At 59.9% G+C, this 17,096-nt stretch carries 16 protein-coding genes; 5 read left to right on the top strand and 11 right to left on the bottom strand.

Annotated elements, in window-relative coordinates; all coding sequences use genetic code 11:
* Positions 1–14: 14 nt before the first annotated feature.
* Positions 15–785: a class II aldolase/adducin family protein gene (locus K0P33_RS12510; RefSeq protein ID WP_094952813.1), complete on the bottom strand. Its 771-nt coding sequence runs from the start codon at positions 783–785 to the stop codon at positions 15–17.
* Positions 786–916: 131 nt separating this feature from the next.
* Between K0P33_RS12510 and K0P33_RS12505 the strand changes: the two genes are divergently transcribed.
* The 3 genes from K0P33_RS12505 to K0P33_RS12495 all read left to right on the top strand — a co-directional run bounded on the left by K0P33_RS12505 (position 917) and on the right by K0P33_RS12495 (position 3,761).
* Positions 917–2,872, top strand: coding sequence for an FAD-dependent oxidoreductase (locus tag K0P33_RS12505; RefSeq protein WP_242155477.1), 1,956 nt, complete (start codon positions 917–919; stop codon positions 2,870–2,872).
* Positions 2,860–3,438, top strand: coding sequence for a cupin domain-containing protein (locus K0P33_RS12500; RefSeq protein ID WP_094952811.1), 579 nt, complete (start codon positions 2,860–2,862; stop codon positions 3,436–3,438). The genes K0P33_RS12505 and K0P33_RS12500 overlap by 13 nt, the downstream gene beginning before the upstream one ends.
* 122 nt (positions 3,439–3,560) lie before the next feature.
* Entirely contained in the window at positions 3,561–3,761 is a 201-nt protein-coding gene (locus K0P33_RS12495; RefSeq protein ID WP_242155475.1) for a hypothetical protein, read from the top strand.
* A gap of 386 nt (positions 3,762–4,147) precedes the next feature.
* Here K0P33_RS12495 and K0P33_RS12490 read toward each other — a convergent pair whose 3' ends face one another.
* Complete coding sequence (locus tag K0P33_RS12490) at positions 4,148–4,543, bottom strand: carboxymuconolactone decarboxylase family protein (RefSeq protein WP_242155473.1); 396 nt, start codon at positions 4,541–4,543, stop codon at positions 4,148–4,150.
* 231 nt (positions 4,544–4,774) lie between these two features.
* Here K0P33_RS12490 and dkgB point away from each other — a divergent pair, with 231 nt between their 5' ends.
* A complete protein-coding gene (dkgB, locus tag K0P33_RS12485; protein ID WP_094952808.1) occupies positions 4,775–5,593 on the top strand; it encodes a 2,5-didehydrogluconate reductase DkgB in 819 nt (272 codons plus the stop codon).
* On the opposite strand, the gene K0P33_RS12480 is transcribed toward dkgB, so the two are convergent.
* The 9 genes from K0P33_RS12480 to K0P33_RS12440 all read right to left on the bottom strand — a co-directional run bounded on the left by K0P33_RS12480 (position 5,590) and on the right by K0P33_RS12440 (position 15,310).
* Positions 5,590–6,009: a chemotaxis protein CheY gene (locus K0P33_RS12480; protein ID WP_094952807.1), complete on the bottom strand. Its 420-nt coding sequence runs from the start codon at positions 6,007–6,009 to the stop codon at positions 5,590–5,592. The genes dkgB and K0P33_RS12480 overlap by 4 nt on opposite strands.
* Before the next feature lie 134 nt (positions 6,010–6,143).
* Entirely contained in the window at positions 6,144–9,743 is a 3,600-nt protein-coding gene (locus K0P33_RS12475) for a transporter substrate-binding domain-containing protein (RefSeq protein ID WP_242155472.1), read from the bottom strand.
* 33 nt (positions 9,744–9,776) lie between these two features.
* Positions 9,777–10,406 carry a response regulator transcription factor gene (locus K0P33_RS12470; protein WP_094952805.1) on the bottom strand — a complete coding sequence of 210 codons (630 nt, stop codon included), beginning with the start codon at positions 10,404–10,406 and terminating at the stop codon, positions 9,777–9,779.
* A 299-nt stretch (positions 10,407–10,705) separates the two neighbouring features.
* On the bottom strand, positions 10,706–11,422 hold the full coding sequence (locus tag K0P33_RS12465) for an MgtC/SapB family protein (RefSeq protein ID WP_094952804.1): 717 nt from the start codon (positions 11,420–11,422) through the stop codon (positions 10,706–10,708).
* Positions 11,423–12,043: 621 nt separating this feature from the next.
* Positions 12,044–12,646 carry a GNAT family N-acetyltransferase gene (locus K0P33_RS12460; RefSeq protein ID WP_242155471.1) on the bottom strand — a complete coding sequence of 201 codons (603 nt, stop codon included), beginning with the start codon at positions 12,644–12,646 and terminating at the stop codon, positions 12,044–12,046.
* A 22-nt stretch (positions 12,647–12,668) separates the two neighbouring features.
* Positions 12,669–13,106, bottom strand: a complete 438-nt coding sequence (locus K0P33_RS12455; RefSeq protein WP_242155470.1) for a T6SS immunity protein Tdi1 domain-containing protein — start codon at positions 13,104–13,106, stop codon at positions 12,669–12,671.
* A 24-nt stretch (positions 13,107–13,130) separates the two neighbouring features.
* Positions 13,131–13,475, bottom strand: a complete 345-nt coding sequence (locus K0P33_RS12450; protein ID WP_242155469.1) for an FKBP-type peptidyl-prolyl cis-trans isomerase — start codon at positions 13,473–13,475, stop codon at positions 13,131–13,133.
* Positions 13,476–13,603: 128 nt separating this feature from the next.
* Complete coding sequence (locus K0P33_RS12445; protein ID WP_242155468.1) at positions 13,604–14,224, bottom strand: hypothetical protein; 621 nt, start codon at positions 14,222–14,224, stop codon at positions 13,604–13,606.
* A gap of 117 nt (positions 14,225–14,341) precedes the next feature.
* Positions 14,342–15,310, bottom strand: coding sequence for a hypothetical protein (locus tag K0P33_RS12440; RefSeq protein ID WP_094952401.1), 969 nt, complete (start codon positions 15,308–15,310; stop codon positions 14,342–14,344).
* 196 nt (positions 15,311–15,506) lie between these two features.
* Here K0P33_RS12440 and K0P33_RS12435 point away from each other — a divergent pair, with 196 nt between their 5' ends.
* On the top strand, positions 15,507–17,006 hold the full coding sequence (locus tag K0P33_RS12435) for a helix-turn-helix transcriptional regulator (protein ID WP_242155467.1): 1,500 nt from the start codon (positions 15,507–15,509) through the stop codon (positions 17,004–17,006).
* Positions 17,007–17,096: the final 90 nt, after the last annotated feature.

Genomic DNA, 17,096 nt, shown 5'->3' with positions numbered 1-17,096 from the left:
TGCACGACTCTACATCAGTCACGGAACCCCGGCGACACCCGATCCAGCATCCGCAGCAATGCCGCCCACGCCAACTGCATGGCGTCCGGGTCGGTCAGCTCGCCCTCCTCCAGCGCGCGGCCAGGGTTGTTGAATTGCTGCTCGGTGTAGGCGCAAACCTCGGCGGGCGGCAGGATTAATGCGCCGCAAGCCTGGGCGGCAATCTGGATTTCGCAGGCCTTGTCCAGGTAGTACATGCGCAGGAACGCTTGGCTGACCGTCTCGCCCACGGTCAACAAACCGTGATTGCGCAGCATCAGCACCGGCTTGTCGCCCAGGTCATCGACCAAGCGGCGTTGCTCAGCCATGTCCAGGGCGACACCTTCGTAATCGTGATAGCCGACCTTGCCGTAGAACTCCATCGAGATCTGGTTGACCGGCAACAAGCCGCACGCCAGCGCCGCCACCGCACAGCCCGCACGGGTATGGGTGTGCAGCACGCACTGGGCGTCTTCGCGCGCACCGTGGATGGCGCTGTGGATGACAAAACCGGCAGGGTTGACGGCGTAAGGCGAAGGCTCGACCGCGCGGCCATCCAGGCCGATCTTCACCAGGCTGGAGGCGGTAATTTCATCGAACATCAGCCCGTAGGGGTTGATCAGGAAGTGGTGCTCAGGCCCGGGAATGCGCACCGAGATGTGGGTGAAGATCAGGTCGCTCATGCGGTAGTGCGCGATCAGTCGATAGCACGCGGCGAGCTCTTCACGCAGTTGCTGCTCTTGGGATGGCTCGGTGGAGTGAGTCATTTTTATTCTCCAGGCACGGGGTTGGTGAGGGCGACGCTAAGCCAGACGCCAGTAAAAAAACAAGTTGATTTTTTACTGGCGCTCGCCTCCTATAGAAAAATAACAATAACAGCGCCTGGAGTATCCGCACCATGTCGCACCCCGCCTTTGCTCACCTGTTCCAGCCGCTGCAACTGCGCGGCAAACGCCTGAAAAACCGCATCATGTCCAGCGGGCATGACACCTCGATGCCTACCGATAACCAGGTTAACGCGCAGTTGATCGCCTACCACCGCGCACGCGCCGAAGGCGGTGTGGGGCTGATCGTGCTGCAGGTGGCCGGGGTGCATGACAGTGCGCGGTACACCTCGCATGTGCTGATGGCCACTGACGATGCGTGCATCGACGGCTACCGCGAATTGGCCCAGACCTGCCATGCCCACGGTACCGTGGTGCTGTCGCAGATCTTTCATCCAGGGCGGGAAATCATGGAGTCGGCAGACGGTTTGCTGGCCGTGGCGTACTCGGCTTCAGGGGTGCCCAACGAACGGTTTCGAGTGATGCCTCGGGCGCTGGAGCAGGCGATGATCGATGAGATCGTCGCCGGTTACGCGGCGGCAGCGAGGCGCTTGCATCAGGCGGGTATCGACGGGGTGGAAGTGGTTGCCAGCCATGGTTACCTGCCGGCGCAGTTTCTCAACCCGCGAGTTAACCGGCGCACTGATGACTACAACGGTTCGCTGGAGCAACGCTTGAGGTTCTTGAGGGAAATCATCGCGGCGGTGCGGGCGGCGACCGATGCGCATTTCATCATCGGCCTGCGTATTTCTGCTGACGAACGCGATGCCGAAGGGCTTACCGAAAGTGAATCCCTGGAGGCCGTGCAAAACCTGCAAACGCAGTTGGACTATGTACACATCGTCGCCGGTACTTCAGCGTCTCTGGGCGGCGCGATCCATATCGTGCCGCCCATGGCCATCGCTGCCGCGTACTTGGCGGATGAGGCGGCGACGTTCAAGGCCAGCCTGTCGATTCCACTGTTTGTGACCGGGCGGATCAATCAGCCTCAGGAAGCCGAGTTGATCCTGGCGCGAGGCCAGGCCGATGTGTGCGGCATGACCCGTGCGCTGATTTGCGACCCGCTGATGCCTGCCAAAACCCTAGATGGCCGTGCCGAAGACGTGCGCGCGTGCATTGCCTGCAATCAGGCGTGTATCGGTCACTTTCATAAGGGCTTACCGATCTCCTGCATCCAGCATCCCGAGACCGGTCGCGAGTTGGTCTTCGGCAACCTGCAACCGGCGTTAAAGCGCCGCCGCATCATGGTGGTGGGCGGTGGGCCGGCCGGTATGAAGGCCGCCGCCGTGGCGGCGCAACGCGGGCATTACGTAACGCTGTACGAGGCCAGCGGGCAGTTGGGTGGGCAAGTGTTGTTGGCGCAATTGCTGCCACGGCGCAGTGAGTTCGGCGGCACCAGCACCAACCTGCAACGTGAGATGGCGCTGGCGGGTGTTCGCGTGGTGCGCAACACCCGCGTCGACCGTACGCTGGTGGAACAGGCGCAACCCGATCACGTCATCATCGCCACCGGCGCCGAGCCCTATTGGCCGGCCTTCGAGCAAGGTGGCGAACTGCAGGTGGTGGACGCCTGGCAGGTGCTGCGCGATCAAGTCACGTTGGGCCGCTCAGTGGTGGTGGTCGACTGGCGTTGCGACTGGATCGGCCCCGGCATCGCCGAACGCCTGGTACGCGCCGGCCATCAGGTGCAATTGGCGGTGAATGGCACCCACTGCGGCGAGAACCTGCCCCTTTACGTGCGCGATCAACTGGCCGGCGAGCTGCACCGGCTGCGCATCCCGATCATCCCCTATGCGCGCCTCTACGGCTGCGATGACAGCACCGTCTACCTGCAACACACCGCCAGCGGCGAGCCGATGCTGCTGGAAAATATCGACACCCTGGTGTTGTGCCAGGGCCATCAGCCGGTTGACACTCTGGGCGCGGAACTGGCGGGTCTGGTGCCCTTTGATCGCATCGGCGACTGCCTGGCCCCGCGTACCGCCGAAGAGGCGATTTACGAAGGACTCAAGGCCGCATGGCACCTTTGAACGACGACCCCCAGCAACTGTTCCTCGGCACACGCATTCGCGGCCTGCGCAAAGCGCGCGGCATGACGCTGACCGAGCTGGCGCAGCTCAGCGAGCTGACCGCCGGCTATCTCAGCCAGTTGGAGCGCAATCTGGCATATCCATCGATCCCGGCGCTGTTCAATATTGCCCGCAGCCTGGAAGTGACTATCCAGTGGTTTTTCGCCAGTGAGACCATTCCCGCCGAGGCGGATGAAGGTTATGTGGTGCGTCAGGGCAACCGGCAGAGCATCCGTTATGAAGATGGCATCGTCGACCAACTGCTGACGCCGTTGCCCAACCATCAACTGGAAATGCTGCAATCGAGCTTTCCTCCCGGCGCCTATAGCCAACAGAGCTATAGCCACGCAGGCGAAGAAGCCGGCTACGTGTTGAGTGGGCGGTTTGAGCTGTGGGTGGGAGAGCGGCATTTTTTGCTGGATGAAGGCGACAGCTTCAGCTTCGCCAGCAGCGAACCGCATCGGTATGGCAACCCGGGCAAGGTGCAGACCGTGGTGATCTGGGTGATTACGCCGCCGACGTTTTAGGCCGCCGGCACAAATGGAGACGCTTCCTACAGGAACCGGCGACGGTGGCGCGGCATGCCATCAGTGTTAGGCAGGCAGGTCGCTTGTTATAAATCGGGCTACTTCTTTTCGAGGTTGTCGCCATGTCTTTACTGCAGTTGCTGTTTGGAAAGCCAACGCAAGATGATTGGGATCGAGTAAGGGACGTCAAATCCCTTAAAACCTGGAAGGTCGTACGTGGCGGCATTGGCGTCGATGCTGTCGAAATCATGGCATCGCCGCACTACCAAGAAGCGGTGCGCCAGGTGCGCAATATGGAGGCCGATCATTCATGGGCCTGCTGATCATTCTTCCTTTAAATGTGTGCCTTGCCTGTTCAGCTTGAGTGATCGCAAGGTCTATGTTGGGATCGTACAGTTCGCCGGAACACCGACAGAGTCCGAAGGTGTGGACCATGGGTTTACCTTGATTCCCCTACTCAGCGGATACCGGGATAAGGACACGCTGGACGTTACGTTCAACACGCACTACCCCCAAACGACCCCGCCCCTGCCCATCATGCTGGCCCAAGAAAACGTGGTCTCTGCTACTCGCTTCGACTTCACCACCTGGAACACTTTCCTATCGCGCAAAAACCGCACCACGCGACAGGGCCAGTTCTACCAACACCGCCCTGCTCGACCAGTAAACACCTCACGCGCGTGCGCGGTTCGACCGATGAACGCCGCCCTCACGGCCACTTGAACACCTCGTCCACCGGCACGCGGTAGCCGACTGCCAAACGGTTGGTTTCATTGGCCATGCCGACCACGGCCTGTAACTCGCCAAACATAGCGTCGGTCATCCCGGCCTTGCGCGCAGCCGCTGTGTGAGAAGCGATGCAATACGGGCAATTGTTGGTCACGCTGACGGCCACATAGAGCAATTCCTTGGTCAGCGGGTCGAGAGCCCCCGGTGCCATGATTTTCTTTAGGTTTTCCCAGGTACGGCGCAGCGTCGGCGGGTGGGCGGCCAGGCATTTCCAGAAGTTATTCACATGATCGACCTTGCGGGTCTGCATGATGTCGTCATAAACCGCACGCACTTCAGGGCTGGCATCGGCGTATTCGGTGAGGTGTTGAGTCATGGTACTTCCAAGGCGTTGAGAGAGCGTTGTGGAATACCGCGCGGAGCCCTCTGCTGGCAAGTGAAGCTGTTCAGTGCGCCGTAAGAAAGTTGACGAACGGTCTGTGGCTGGCAGGCTTGCCACAGGATTCGTGATTTGCGGTAAAGAGTCCTTTTCGGATTCGACGGTTTTTCCGAAGGAACGACGGGCGGATACTCGACTCCATTGTTCACACCTCTTCAGGAGTTACTGATGTCTATCCCGACCCAAAACGTCCCCGCCTTCGGCCTCGGCACCTTCCGCCTGCAAGGCCAAGTGGTGATCGACTCCGTGAGCACCGGCCTGGAACTGGGCTACCGCGTCATCGACACCGCGCAGATCTACGAGAACGAAGCGGATGTCGGCCAAGCCATTGCCGACAGCGGCGTACCGCGTGACGAACTGTTCATCACCAGCAAGATCTGGATCGCCAACTTCGCCGAGGGCCAGTTGATTCCCAGCCTGCGCGAGAGCCTGCGCAAACTGAAAACCGACTACCTGGACCTGACCTTGATCCACTGGCCATCGCCGGAAGACCAGGTGCCTGTCGCCGAATTCATGGGCCAGTTGCTGGAAGCCAAGCGCCTGGGCCTCACGCGCCAAATCGGTATTTCCAACTTCACGATTGACCTGATGAAACAGGCGATTGCGGCGGTAGGTGCCGAGAACATCGCCACTAACCAGATCGAACTGCACCCCTACCTGCAAAACCAGAAGGTGGTGGATTTCGCTACCGCCAACGGTATCCAGATCACCTCGTACATGACCCTGGCCTACGGCGAAGTGCTCAAAGACCCGATCATCCAGCAAATCGCCGAACGCCATCACGCCACCCCGGCGCAAGTGACCCTGACCTGGGCCATGCAATTGGGTTACGCGGTGATCCCGTCATCGACCAAGCGCGCGAACCTTGAGAGTAACCTCAAGGCCCTGCAACTGACCTTAAGCGCGGCCGACATGGCGCAGATTGCCAGCCTGGAACGTGGCCACCGCCTGACCAGCCCCAAAGGCATCGCACCGAAGTGGGACTAAACCCTGCTGGCGGGCTCTCGGGATAATTCCCTCAGCCACGGCAACACTCGCAGGCCACCGGTGGCCTGCGGGGGGTCGATGATGTCCATGAAGTGTTCAAGGTTAACGGTGTCTGGCGCGCCGGGCAGCCGTACCAACACGCTGGGTGTTACATCGGATTGGCCCAGGTCCTGGTGATCGTAGACCAGCGCATGGCGTACCTGCGGCTGTGGCCCGACGGCATGGGCCATCAACCCCGCATTAATGATCAGCACGTCAAAGGGTTCGGCCGGGATGGCGGTGAGAATCTGCAGCTCTTCGAAGGTTTGCACCGGGACAATCCGGTGATACCCCAACTGGTTGAGCATTTTTTCGATGTACAGCCGGTGCAGGTGCTGTTCATCGGCAATCAGGATGGTCAGTGCTTTGTTCGGCATGGCAAATCCCTGGGCAGGCTGTGCTCGTCAGTGAGCATCGCCCATTCTCCAGACATATCTCGAAGACAAAATCAGGCTTATTCCCACTTATTGTAGGAATTTTCCCAAATCCGCCAGATGACCATCAACCATCGTCAATGCCGATTGCAATAAGCACTCAGGTAATGATGCAGCTCGCCGATTGCCTCACTGACGGCGTCAACCGCCGAGCCCAAAGCCTTACGTTCCTGTCGTTGACAAACCGACTCGAGCGTTTCACAACAGGCAATCAGCGCTAAGGCCTTGACCATTCGTGCCCCGCCCTTGGCGCGGTGGGCAAGGTCATGCAGCGCGTGAAAATTCGTTGTGTGTTGCAGCGACGGGAGCAGCGCGCGGTCAGTTTCCAAGCTATCGAGCAACGGCTCCAGCAGCTCCTTCAGCGCGGCGTGATCGTCCCCCGTCAACGAGATTAACGTGCTCAAATCGAACGCCACTTCAGTTGCATCTGGACGAGGAAGGGCCGTGAGCGAGGCCAGGGCCGAGCGCAAGTCCTCAAGCCCGGCAGGTTTGAACAGGCATCCATCCATACCCGCTTGCCGACAACGCTCGGTTTCTTCCGGTTGTGCGTTGGCAGTAAAGCCCAATAACAGGCACGGCTCCAGGCCGAACTCTCGCTCATGCGTACGTATATCACGGGCCAAGGTGTAGCCATCCTTGAGGGGCATGTTGCAATCGGTGATCACCGCATCCGGTTTCTCGGTTCTCCAGAGCTCAAGCCCCTGTATACCTTCTTCGGCAGTAATGATGCGATGCCCCAGGAAGCTCAATTGCCGCGCCAGCAGCAAACGGTTGGCCGGGTAGTCATCCACCACCAGAATGTCCAATGCCCGCGCCGGCTGGACGGCAGGTTGGGGGGCTGATACCTCAGCCGGCAAAGTAGCCGTCCTGGCCAACGCCAGCGTCACGTCCACTCGCGTTCCTTGGCCGAGCACACTGCTCAAGTGCAGCTCACCCTCCATCATTTCACACAGGTTACGGCTGATCACCAGCCCCAACCCCGACCCGCTACGCGCCGATTGCTCGGTATTGCTTCCCTGAATAAACGGGTTGAACAGCCGTTGCTGGTCTTGCGCACTGATGCCAATGCCGGAGTCTTCCACCCATAGCCTGAGGCTCAGCTGGCACGTGTCGGACGCCGGCGAACTGCGCGCGCCCAACCGCACCTGGCCTGCAGCGGTGAACTTGATGGCATTGCTCAGCAGGTTGGACACCACCTGCTTGAACCGCATAGGGTCAGCCAGCACCTGGCAATCAATCAACGGATCAAGCTCTACCGGCAGCGCCAAGCCCTTGGCCCGCGCCAGCCCCTCGAACACCCGCACCACCGACATCAGCAGTTCATGCAGGTTGGCCGGCTCCAGGGCCAGGGACAGGTGGCCAGACTCGATCCGGGCAATATCCAGAATATCGCCAATCAACTCCAGCATACCGTGAGACGCAACCGAAGCCACCTCCAACGCATCGCGGTCGGCGCGGCCCTGCTCGGCATTGGCAAGGGCCAGTTCGATCATGCCGATCACCGCATTCATAGGGGTGCGGATCTCATGACTCATGGTGGCCAGGAACGTAGTCTTGGCGCGGTTGGCGGCGTCGGCATCCTCCTTGGCCTCCTGCAGCTGGCCCAATAGGCGCTGACGCTCACTCACGTCCACCCAACCGGCAATCATGCCCACGACGTTATCGTCGCCATCACGGTACGGCAGCATCCAGTGGTAAATGGTTAGCGCCTTGCCACTGGGCAACCTGAGTACCCGATCATGAATCTGCGGCTCGCCACGCTCCATCAGCCGCAGGTAATCGCCATGAAAAGACTGAGCCTGCGGGAGGTTAGTGCTGTCGTTTTCTATCACTGTCTTGCCGATCACCGTTTCGAGCTTGTAGCCGAACACGTCCAGGTAAGCACTGTTGCAGGCCATCAGCCGCCCTTGGCGATCACGCACATAAATCGGATGCGGTGTGCCGTCGATCAACACCCCCATAAAGCGCATCTGGTCGCTCAAGGCGCGTTCGGCCTGGGCACGTTTGCGTATCAGGCTGCGCAGGTAAAAAGCCCACCCCAGGGTTATCAGCAGCAATAGCGCCGCCAGGCCAAAACCTTGAATGATCGCGCTGCGATGGCGTAGCCAATGGTCTTCGACGATAACGTCAGTGCGCCACTGGCTGATCAGCTCATCCATTTCCTGAGGCGGGATGCTCAGCAACGCCTTGTCCAGAATCGAATACAACTCCAACTGGCCGCGGTTGACCCCAAATGTCATGCGTGCTGGGTCAGAGCCGACTGTGCTGGTCACGCGCAACGTGTCACGGTACTGAAGGGCGATCAGGTAGCGCGCATTGATTAATGAATTGACGGCCCCCTCGGCGGCGCCACTGCCCAACAGCGCCATGGCTTGTGTGGGGTTCTTGGCCTCCACGAAGTGGATACCGGGGTAATCGCGATTGATGACCTCACGCAGCGCACTGCCCTTGGTAATCGCCAGGCGTTTTCCAGGCATGTCCTCCAAGGTCATCGTCGCCGGGTCGTCGTTGCGGGTGACCAGCACCAGAGGGTTGGTCAGGTACGGCCGAGTAAAGCGCAACTGATCAGAGCCTTCGATACTGGGGGTAATCACCGCCATCATATCCGCCCTGCCAGTGCTGACCGCGTCAATCTGCTGGGGCATCGACCCGCCAGGGACAACGTCGAACTTCAAACCGGTACGCAGGCTGATCCGGGACAACACGTCGGCACTCAATCCGTCCAATTGCCCTTGCGCGGTAAAGGAGGCCAAAGGCAGCATCTGGTCGGACGCTACCACTCTGACCCGGGGATGTTTCTCCAGCCAACGCTGCTCGCCCGTGCTCAAGTGCAATCGCTCAGCACCGAGCAGGCCAAGATTACCGCCACTCCAACGCCGTAATATTTCCATCTGCTCGTTAGCCGGGATCGCCCGCAACGCCGTATTGACGATGCGCAGCAGCCGAGTGTTATCGCGGGAAACAGCGAAGGCAAAGGAGTTGGATTCCAACGTGGAAAAGTCTGCCATTTGCACATTGTTCAGGTGGTTGCGGCTGATCTGGTAATTGGCGGTGATGGCGTCTCCGAGATAGACATCGGCGCGACCGAACGCCACGGCGCCGATGGCTTCGAAAATAGACGGAAACAGTTCCACACGGGCCTTGGGATAGAAGGCCTGTACGGCGTCGGGCGGCATATAGTGATAGAGCATCGCCACGCGCTTGCCTGCCAAATCGACAGTCAAGGCCTGGGCGTCTCCGGTGCGGGTTACCAGGACCGGTTGATCGTTAGCGTAGGAGCGAGACAAGACCAACTCCGAGTCGCCCGCTTCAAAACCGTTGGCCGTCCCAAGCAAGTCAATGGCGCCTTTCTTGAGCGCTTCGATCACCTCATCGCGAGTGTCGTAGCGCCGAACCTCCACGCTGACATTCAGCGCCTGGGCGAGCAACCCGGCATAGTCGGCCGTGATCCCCTCAAGCTCGTCGTTATTATTCGTCAGTTCGAAAGGCCCGTAATCCGGTGCGGAAACCCCCAGGAGCAACGTACGACGCTCGCGCAGCCAGTGCCAGTCAGCCTCCCCTTGCTCCATGGATGGGCCACGGCTATCCAGGCTGGCGTGCCCCAGCAAACGCAGGGCTTGAGGCTCATCAAGGGCGACCGCCGCCATCGGCAGCAGCCCCATCAACAGGGCAATCATCAACCTTCGAATGTGGGTTGGGGTCATTTCAAATCAGATCAGATGATTACGCTGGGCGAACTTGGCCATGTGCACCACGGATGACATGCACAGCTTGTCTTTGAGCCTCGTTTTATAGGTACTGACGGTCTTGTGGCTGAGTAGCATTTGATCGGCAATCTGGTTGTTACCCAGGCCCAGAGCCAGCATGCGCAACACCTCCACCTCACGGTCCGAAAGCGACTCTACCAGCTGCATCTCCGTGGACTGCAAATCGTCACGACGCACCGAACTGGTCGGTAAGCTGGGAAAACAACTGTAGTTGGACATCACTGCCTTGATCGCCTTTTGCAACTCGTCCAACTCCCCGGTCTTGGAGACGAACCCCATAGCACCGGCACGCATGCAGCGAGAGGAAAAATACTCAGGAATCGCCGCCGTCAGTACCAGCATCTTGCACGGCACGCCCAGCGCCTTGACCCGGGCGATGACCTCAAGCCCACCCAGCTTCGGGATTGCCAAATCAAGAATAATCAGGTCTGGGCGCCCCTCTCTGGCCTTCTGCACAGCATCCGCGCCATTACCCGCCTCATCGATGTCGGTGAAACCTTCTTGCTTAAGCAAGAACCGAACGGTCTGGCGGATAAACGGGTGGTCATCGACTATTAATGCTTTGTTGTTCATAAATATGCCTTGGTGTAAGTAGCCTTACACATCACTCGGAACACAGGTACCTGTGAGAAATGACAGTGCCGACCAACGGCACTGCCCTCACCCGGGACGATAGCCAGGTTGTGCCTGGTCCCTTCGGTTGAAAACGCGGCGAACACGTACAACCAAACCGACGTCGCCTGCTAGCTGCAAGTGCGCAACCTTAGCAACGAAATGACGTTTCACCCGAAGGGATAATCCCACCCACATGTAGGACTTATCCGAGTAAAGTGCCGCCAATCCGGCACTTGGCAAGGCTTACTACGACCACGCTAGTCGGTGGTACTCGGGCTCCAGAAGGCCTGCACCACCAAGGTCGACGTGGAAATACGCGCCACCAGCGCATCCAGTTCGTCGCCATCGACCGATGTCGCGGCCAGGGTGGCCTCGATCTCCACTTCTTCGCTGCCAAAGGGCCGCACGTCGACGTCACTGGCCGGGTAGTTGCAGCGCGCCAGTTCGGCTTCCAGCAAGACCATCACCGCCTGCTGCTGGCTACGCCGCGCGATGACATAGAGGATGTTGGTGACCTCTGCCGACACCACGTCCATCGGCTGGCGGTTGATGTTATTGACGATCGGGCGCAGCAAGGTGTTGGCCGCCAGCACAAACAGCGTGCCCAGCAACGCTTCCAGAATCAGGTCGGCACCGGCACACGCACCGACGGCCGCCGAGGCCCAGAGCGTGGCAGCCGTGTTGAGCCCACGCACGTTGCCCTCTTCGCGCATGATCACGCCGGCCCCCAGAAAGCCGATGCCCGAGACCACATACGCAACCACACGTACCGCGCCTTCCGCGCCGCCCAGGCGGCTGGCCATGTCGACAAAAATCGCCGCACCCACCGCCACCAGCACATTGGTGCGCAAACCCGCCGTGCGCTGGCGGTACTGGCGCTCAAAGCCGATCAAGCCACCCAGGATAAACGCCGCAGTGAGGCTGACCACGGTATCGACCAAGGAATTGAGGTTGATGTTGTTGATTGCTTGCATAAGAAATCTCCCTGAACGCAGCAGCCTAATTTAAGCCACCGCCGACCCGAAAACCTTCGTGCAGGTACAACCGTGCGCACCGCGCCGGTGTTAAAGGCACAGTCAGCTTGGCCCGCCCACCGTAAAAGGTAGGCGTGTCCGTCGCAGCCTGAATGATTTCAGGTGCTGGTCAGCGTCGATGAGAGGGATTCGGGCAGGCGCCAGGACAGGCGCTGCCGGGATGCCGCTTCTCGCTTTTTGAGGCGAGACAACGGCATAGAAACAATGCGCGTTACCTTGCCAAGTAGGTGCCGGTTACCGAAACCGGCCGACGACTGTCACTCGAACAAGTACCCACTGAGGGTCTCCGCTATTGATGAAAACGCGCGGAGTTTACGCGCCGATGCCGCGGGAGTAAACCGTAGGAAAGTTTACCGATGGAGATTAGGAAGGTTCTTCAGGGTAAGTTCAGGAACTGTTTTTCTGGAAACACCAAAGAAACAATCTGGGAGCCGGCACGTCGGGTCGCCGCATCGCGGCGATGGCATCAACTGGTTATGCCTGACACACCGAGGTGTCTGCATCGCAGCGGTGCGGCGACCCGACAAGCCAGCTCCCACAGTAAGCGGTGTACATCCGCGGTTACGGCGTACCCGGTCGATCCCGCTCGACCCTTTCCAGGTATTCATCAATCCGGCCACCTGCCAACGCCTTGACCTGAATCGACACCGTATTGACCTGCCGCCCCATCGTAATCCCCTCCCGCGTACGCACCTGCACATACCCAAGTTTGGGCCAGAAACGCTCCGCCTTGGCATTGCCGACCACCACCGTCAGCCGCAACCACTGGGCGCCTTTGCCCAGGGCCCACGCCTCAAGTTCGGTATGCAGCCGCCGCGCCAGCCCGCTGCCATGCAAGCGCGTATGCACCAGCAACAGCCCGATATGCCACACCCCGGCTGCAAGCAAGTCGGCGGCGATATTTACCACGGCGACCAATTGACCCGCAGCATCGCGGTAACCCAGCCAGTACAGGCGACTGCAGCTCCAGCCTGCGGGCAGGTCACCCTGCAACTCTTCACGCGCTTCAGTAGGCGTCGCGGGTTCGCCGTTGACCGCGATGAAGTAGTCGGGGGCCTGCTCGAAGAAGTGCTGCAACTCGGCCTCATCGGCCAAAGTGAGCGGCACCACCCGGATATCCGGCGCGGCGCTTAGAGGAAGTTCAGGGTCACAAACCACATCCATGAGGTGATGTCCTTTCGAATGACTAGTCAACAATCCTGAGCGTCACGTGCGCGCCGTCAGGCAAATCCTTGATCTCAAGCGCAAGATCACCACAGAACCGAACCTGCTCGACATGATCCAGTTGACGCACATTGTCGATGGCGTACTCGCCGCCCAATACCGGCGAAATAACGAAGTGGTAAACCTGGCCGGGCGCCAACGGCCCCAGCACTTCTTCGGCCTGCGCCACCATCGGCTGCAAATACCAGTCGTGCAGAAAGGTCTGATCCTTGGAGACCTCATCCAAGGCCGCACGCGTCTGCGCGATCACCTCGCAATAAAGCCCTTCTGGGCACAGCCGCCAATAGCGGCCCTGCGTATCCTTAAGCATCACGTTGCCAAAGGCTGTGGTGCCCACCACCTCGACGGGGTCGATACCCACCCAGCTCCAGCTGTCGCGTATCGCTTGAATCAAGTCCATACAGCCTCCTTGCGCCGAAGCACGTCAGTCGTCCCGCGTCAGCACTTCCAACAACTCAATTTCAAAGCGCAAATTGCTGTTGGGCTTGATATGCGCGCCCATCGAGCGCTCACCGTAGGCCAGGTGCGCAGGCACAAACAGCGTGCGTACGCCGCCGACCTGCATGCCCATCAGCCCCTGGTCCCACCCCTTGATCACCCGCCCGGTGCCGATCACACATTGGAACGGCTTGCCGCGTTCCCAGGAAGAATCGAACACTGTGCCGTCTTCCAGAGTGCCGGTGTATTGGGTGGTGATCAGCGCGCCTTTGACCACGGTTTTGCCGGTGCCCTGGCGCAGGTCGGTGACCTGCGGTTCGTCGTTGCTCATAGGGGGCTCTTTGAATGCGTAAAGGCTGGGGTTTTCCCAGAATTGGGTAGGTTTGGCAAGTGCGGGAGCGATCAAAAAACACCCCCCCCTGTGGCGAGCGGGCTCGCCACAGGGGGCGGGGCAACCCTTTATAACCAACGCCAGAACCGGCTCCAAAACCCGCGCCCCAAATCATCCTTGCACCGCGCATATTGCGCTGCATACAGCTGCGACCGCGCCTGCACTTTGCTCGCCACCGGCGGCAGCCAGGCTTTAGCCGCATAGGTGCGCTGGCGGTAGCCGCCCCAACCTTCGTGGTAGTTCAAGTACTGGCCGTAGGCATCGTATTTGTACACGCCGTTGACGGTGTAGGTCTTGTCCATGTACCAGCCGACAAAGTCGATGGCGTCGTCGAAGTCCTGGCGGCTGGCGCCGCTGCGGCCGGTGCTTTTGCGGTAGTCGTTCCACACTTCATCCTTGGCCTGGGCGTAGCCGGCAGCGGTAGAAACGCGGCCCCAGGGGATGATCCATAGCAGGTATTTGCGTGGCGCCAAGGCATCCTGACGGAAGCCGGACTCCTGATACATGATGGCGAACGGCACTTGGATCGGCACGCCCCAACGCTTTTGCGTGACCTTGGCGGCGTCGTACCAGTCGTCCTTTTCGCGGAAGATGCCGCAGATGTCATTAGGCGTGCGTGGCGGCGAAGTACCGCACGCCGCCAGCATGGAGGTGAGTAATAACAATCCGACGGCTTTGCCTGCGCTCAAGGGGCACCTTTGCGTGATTCGCGTAAAAAGCCGACATTTTACGCATTCATTGAGGCAGGTGGAGAAAAGGAAAAGCGGCCTCCTTGCCGCCCCTCCCGGTTTATCAAACCAGACTTATCAAGCCAACGGCACGCGACGGTTAGTCAGTGCCATACGACCGACAAAGAAGCTCAGCGCTGCGCCCAACAACAACATCGCCAGGGTGCTCCAGGCAGCACGGGACAGTTGCTTGGCCGCCACTTCACCGGCTTCACGGGCTTTCTGTTCAGCCTGTTGTTTCAGCTCGGCCACTTTCTGCATGGCCTGCTCATAAGCTTGGGCATAGTTGTCAACGATCTGAGTGGCCTCCTCCTTGCTCTTGCCGGTGCGGGCGGCAACGATGTTGACCAGTGCGTCTTTGTCAGCGGCATTCAGCGCTGGCTCACCGGACGCTTTGACGCGTTCAAACCATTGCTTCAACGCATCGCCGGCCTGGGCAGGATCGGTCGCCGCAGCAGTAGCCGCTTGCTTGCCCTCGGCGCCCGCCTGGTCAGCCTTCTGTTCAACGTTGGCCGGGTCCAACTCAGGCTTGCCGCTTTGCTTGAGCAGGGTATCCAGTTCACCTTGCAGGCTGTTCCAGTCCAGCTGGATGCCTTGCTCGTTCAACTGTTGTTTGACGCTGTTACCAATGCCCGGCGCAGCCGCCGCGATGCCGCTACCGGCAGCGGACAAACCTTTGCCCACCACGTTGCCGGCGGTACCGACCACGCTGGCGGCCAAACCCGCCAGCAGCCAGGTGGTGAGCAAGGTGGTGACGGTCCAGGTCAATACGCCGTGCAGGCCGCCGCGGTCAGGTGCGGTGCGCCCGGCCACGAAGGCACCCACGCCGATGGCGATCAGCGTCGACACAAACAACCAGATCCCGGCGCCGGTGCCGAAACCGCTCAGCGGGTTACCCGCTTTCATCGGGTCGACGGCACTCGCGCCGATGGCCGTACCCAGCACACTCAGCACCAGGTAGGTCACCAGTGCAATTGCACTACCGGCCAGTACCGAACTCCAGGACACACGAAACAGCGAACGATTGGTTTCATAGACAGTAGTCATACAGAGGTCCTTCACACGTTATGAGAGCAAGGCAAAATGCCTTGATGGTTGGGAGTGTGGCGAAAGGACATACGTTCAGTCGTGGCCCAAATGCACCAGTTCAACTGGTGCATTCGCACTTCCTAATGCGCACATTCTCTGCACTATCCTCAACCCCGGGTGTCGTACCCCCATGTGCCGTCTACCGGGAGAAACCATGAGCCAGGATGTCCTCGCCAAAGAAACCAACCGCCGCCAATTGCAGCAGATCATCTCCGGGCTGTCCGACGGCGTGATACTGGCCGAAGTCGACCAGACCATCCTCTGGGCCAATGAAGCCGCGTTGACCATGCACGGGATCTGCGACGTCGAGGCGCTCGGTGCCAATACTGCGGAATATGCCAAGCGTTTCGCCCTGCGTTACCGCAACAACCATCCTTTAGCGCTGGACAGCTACCCGCTCAGCCGGGTGGCGGCCGGTGAAGAATTCAGCGATGTGGTGGTTGAAGTCACCCCCACCACCGGCGAAGACCGCAGCTGGGTCCACCGCTTGCGCAGCCTGGTGCTGACCGACGCTCACGGTGAGCCGGAACTGTTGGTGCTGATCCTCAGCGACGCCACCGAATGGGCCAGCGCCGAGCAGCGCTTCGAGAAAACCTTCAATGCCAACCCGGCGCCCGCCGTGATCTGCCGCTTGAGCGACCTGCGCTACATCAAGGTCAACCAGGGTTTTTTAGAGATGACCGGCTACAACCGCGATCAGGTCATCGGCCGCTCGGTGTATGAACTGGATGTACTGGAACAGGCCGAGCGTAAGGACCTGGCCATCCAGCGCCTGAGCGAAGGCGCGACCATCCCGCAGATGCAGGCCGAGCTGCGCCTGCCCGAAGGCGGAAGCAAACTGGTGATCGTCGCGGGCCAGCCGTTGGACATGAACGAGGAAGACTGCATGCTGTTTTCCTTCACCGACCTGGAACCGCGGCGCAAAGCGGAAATTGCCTTGCGCCAAAGTGAGGAACGCTTCGCCAAATCTTTCCGCCTGACGCCGGTGCCAACCTTGGTGTGCAGCGCGGCCAACCGGCAGGTGGTGGATATCAACGAAGCGTTCATGAACATCACCGGTTTTATCAGCGAAGAGCTGATCGGCAAAGCCGTCGAGGACATCAACTTCATCGACAGCGCCCAGGCCTTTGCACAGCTGTTCGCCACCCTGGAAAAAGCCGGCAACCTCGACGGCCAGGACCTAAAGGTGCGTAAGAAAGGCAACGAGGTGATCGACTGCGTGGTCTGGGCCGACACGGTGCTGATCGAGGATGTGCCCTGTTACCTGCTGGTGATGATGAACATCACCGAACGCAAACGCTCGGAGCTGGAACTGGTGGCGGCCATTGAGGAAGTGATGCAGGACGCCTCGTGGTTCAGCCAGACCCTGATCGAGAAATTGGCCAACGCCAAGAGCGTCAACAACAGCCCCAACCTGCCGAACGTGGCCTTCACCGACCTGACCGCCCGTGAGCGCGATGTGCTGGGTTTGATCTGCGAAGGCCTGGCCGACAAGGAGATCGCCTCGCGCCTGAAACTGGCGCCCAACACCGTGCGTAACCATGTGGCCACGGTGTACTCCAAGCTGGGGGTGCACAGCCGCAGCGCAGCCATCGTTTGGGCCCGTGAACGCGGGTTGTTTGCCGGTGAATTGCGGGTCAAAAGCAAGAAATAGAGTGCAAATGCACTAGTGCAACCAGTGCAAATTCGCCTTATTTGCGCATGACGCGGTGCTTAACCTTGAAGAGTGGGCACAGGGCCTTGG

Origin of the sequence: Pseudomonas sp. ArH3a, from assembly GCF_022648765.1 — a bacterium.
Lineage (GTDB): Bacteria > Pseudomonadota > Gammaproteobacteria > Pseudomonadales > Pseudomonadaceae > Aquipseudomonas.
This window is presented reverse-complemented; position numbering and strand designations above follow the sequence as displayed.

Coding starts and splice junctions, on each gene's coding strand:
- K0P33_RS12510 (WP_094952813.1), bottom strand. CDS start 785: ATGACTCACTCCACCGAGCCATCCCAAGAGCAGCAACTGCGTGAAGAG.
- K0P33_RS12505 (WP_242155477.1), top strand. CDS start 917: ATGTCGCACCCCGCCTTTGCTCACCTGTTCCAGCCGCTGCAACTGCGC.
- K0P33_RS12500 (WP_094952811.1), top strand. CDS start 2,860: ATGGCACCTTTGAACGACGACCCCCAGCAACTGTTCCTCGGCACACGC.
- K0P33_RS12495 (WP_242155475.1), top strand. CDS start 3,561: ATGTCTTTACTGCAGTTGCTGTTTGGAAAGCCAACGCAAGATGATTGG.
- K0P33_RS12490 (WP_242155473.1), bottom strand. CDS start 4,543: ATGACTCAACACCTCACCGAATACGCCGATGCCAGCCCTGAAGTGCGT.
- dkgB (WP_094952808.1), top strand. CDS start 4,775: ATGTCTATCCCGACCCAAAACGTCCCCGCCTTCGGCCTCGGCACCTTC.
- K0P33_RS12480 (WP_094952807.1), bottom strand. CDS start 6,009: ATGCCGAACAAAGCACTGACCATCCTGATTGCCGATGAACAGCACCTG.
- K0P33_RS12475 (WP_242155472.1), bottom strand. CDS start 9,743: ATGATTGCCCTGTTGATGGGGCTGCTGCCGATGGCGGCGGTCGCCCTT.
- K0P33_RS12470 (WP_094952805.1), bottom strand. CDS start 10,406: ATGAACAACAAAGCATTAATAGTCGATGACCACCCGTTTATCCGCCAG.
- K0P33_RS12465 (WP_094952804.1), bottom strand. CDS start 11,422: ATGCAAGCAATCAACAACATCAACCTCAATTCCTTGGTCGATACCGTG.
- K0P33_RS12460 (WP_242155471.1), bottom strand. CDS start 12,646: ATGGATGTGGTTTGTGACCCTGAACTTCCTCTAAGCGCCGCGCCGGAT.
- K0P33_RS12455 (WP_242155470.1), bottom strand. CDS start 13,106: ATGGACTTGATTCAAGCGATACGCGACAGCTGGAGCTGGGTGGGTATC.
- K0P33_RS12450 (WP_242155469.1), bottom strand. CDS start 13,475: ATGAGCAACGACGAACCGCAGGTCACCGACCTGCGCCAGGGCACCGGC.
- K0P33_RS12440 (WP_094952401.1), bottom strand. CDS start 15,310: ATGACTACTGTCTATGAAACCAATCGTTCGCTGTTTCGTGTGTCCTGG.
- K0P33_RS12435 (WP_242155467.1), top strand. CDS start 15,507: ATGAGCCAGGATGTCCTCGCCAAAGAAACCAACCGCCGCCAATTGCAG.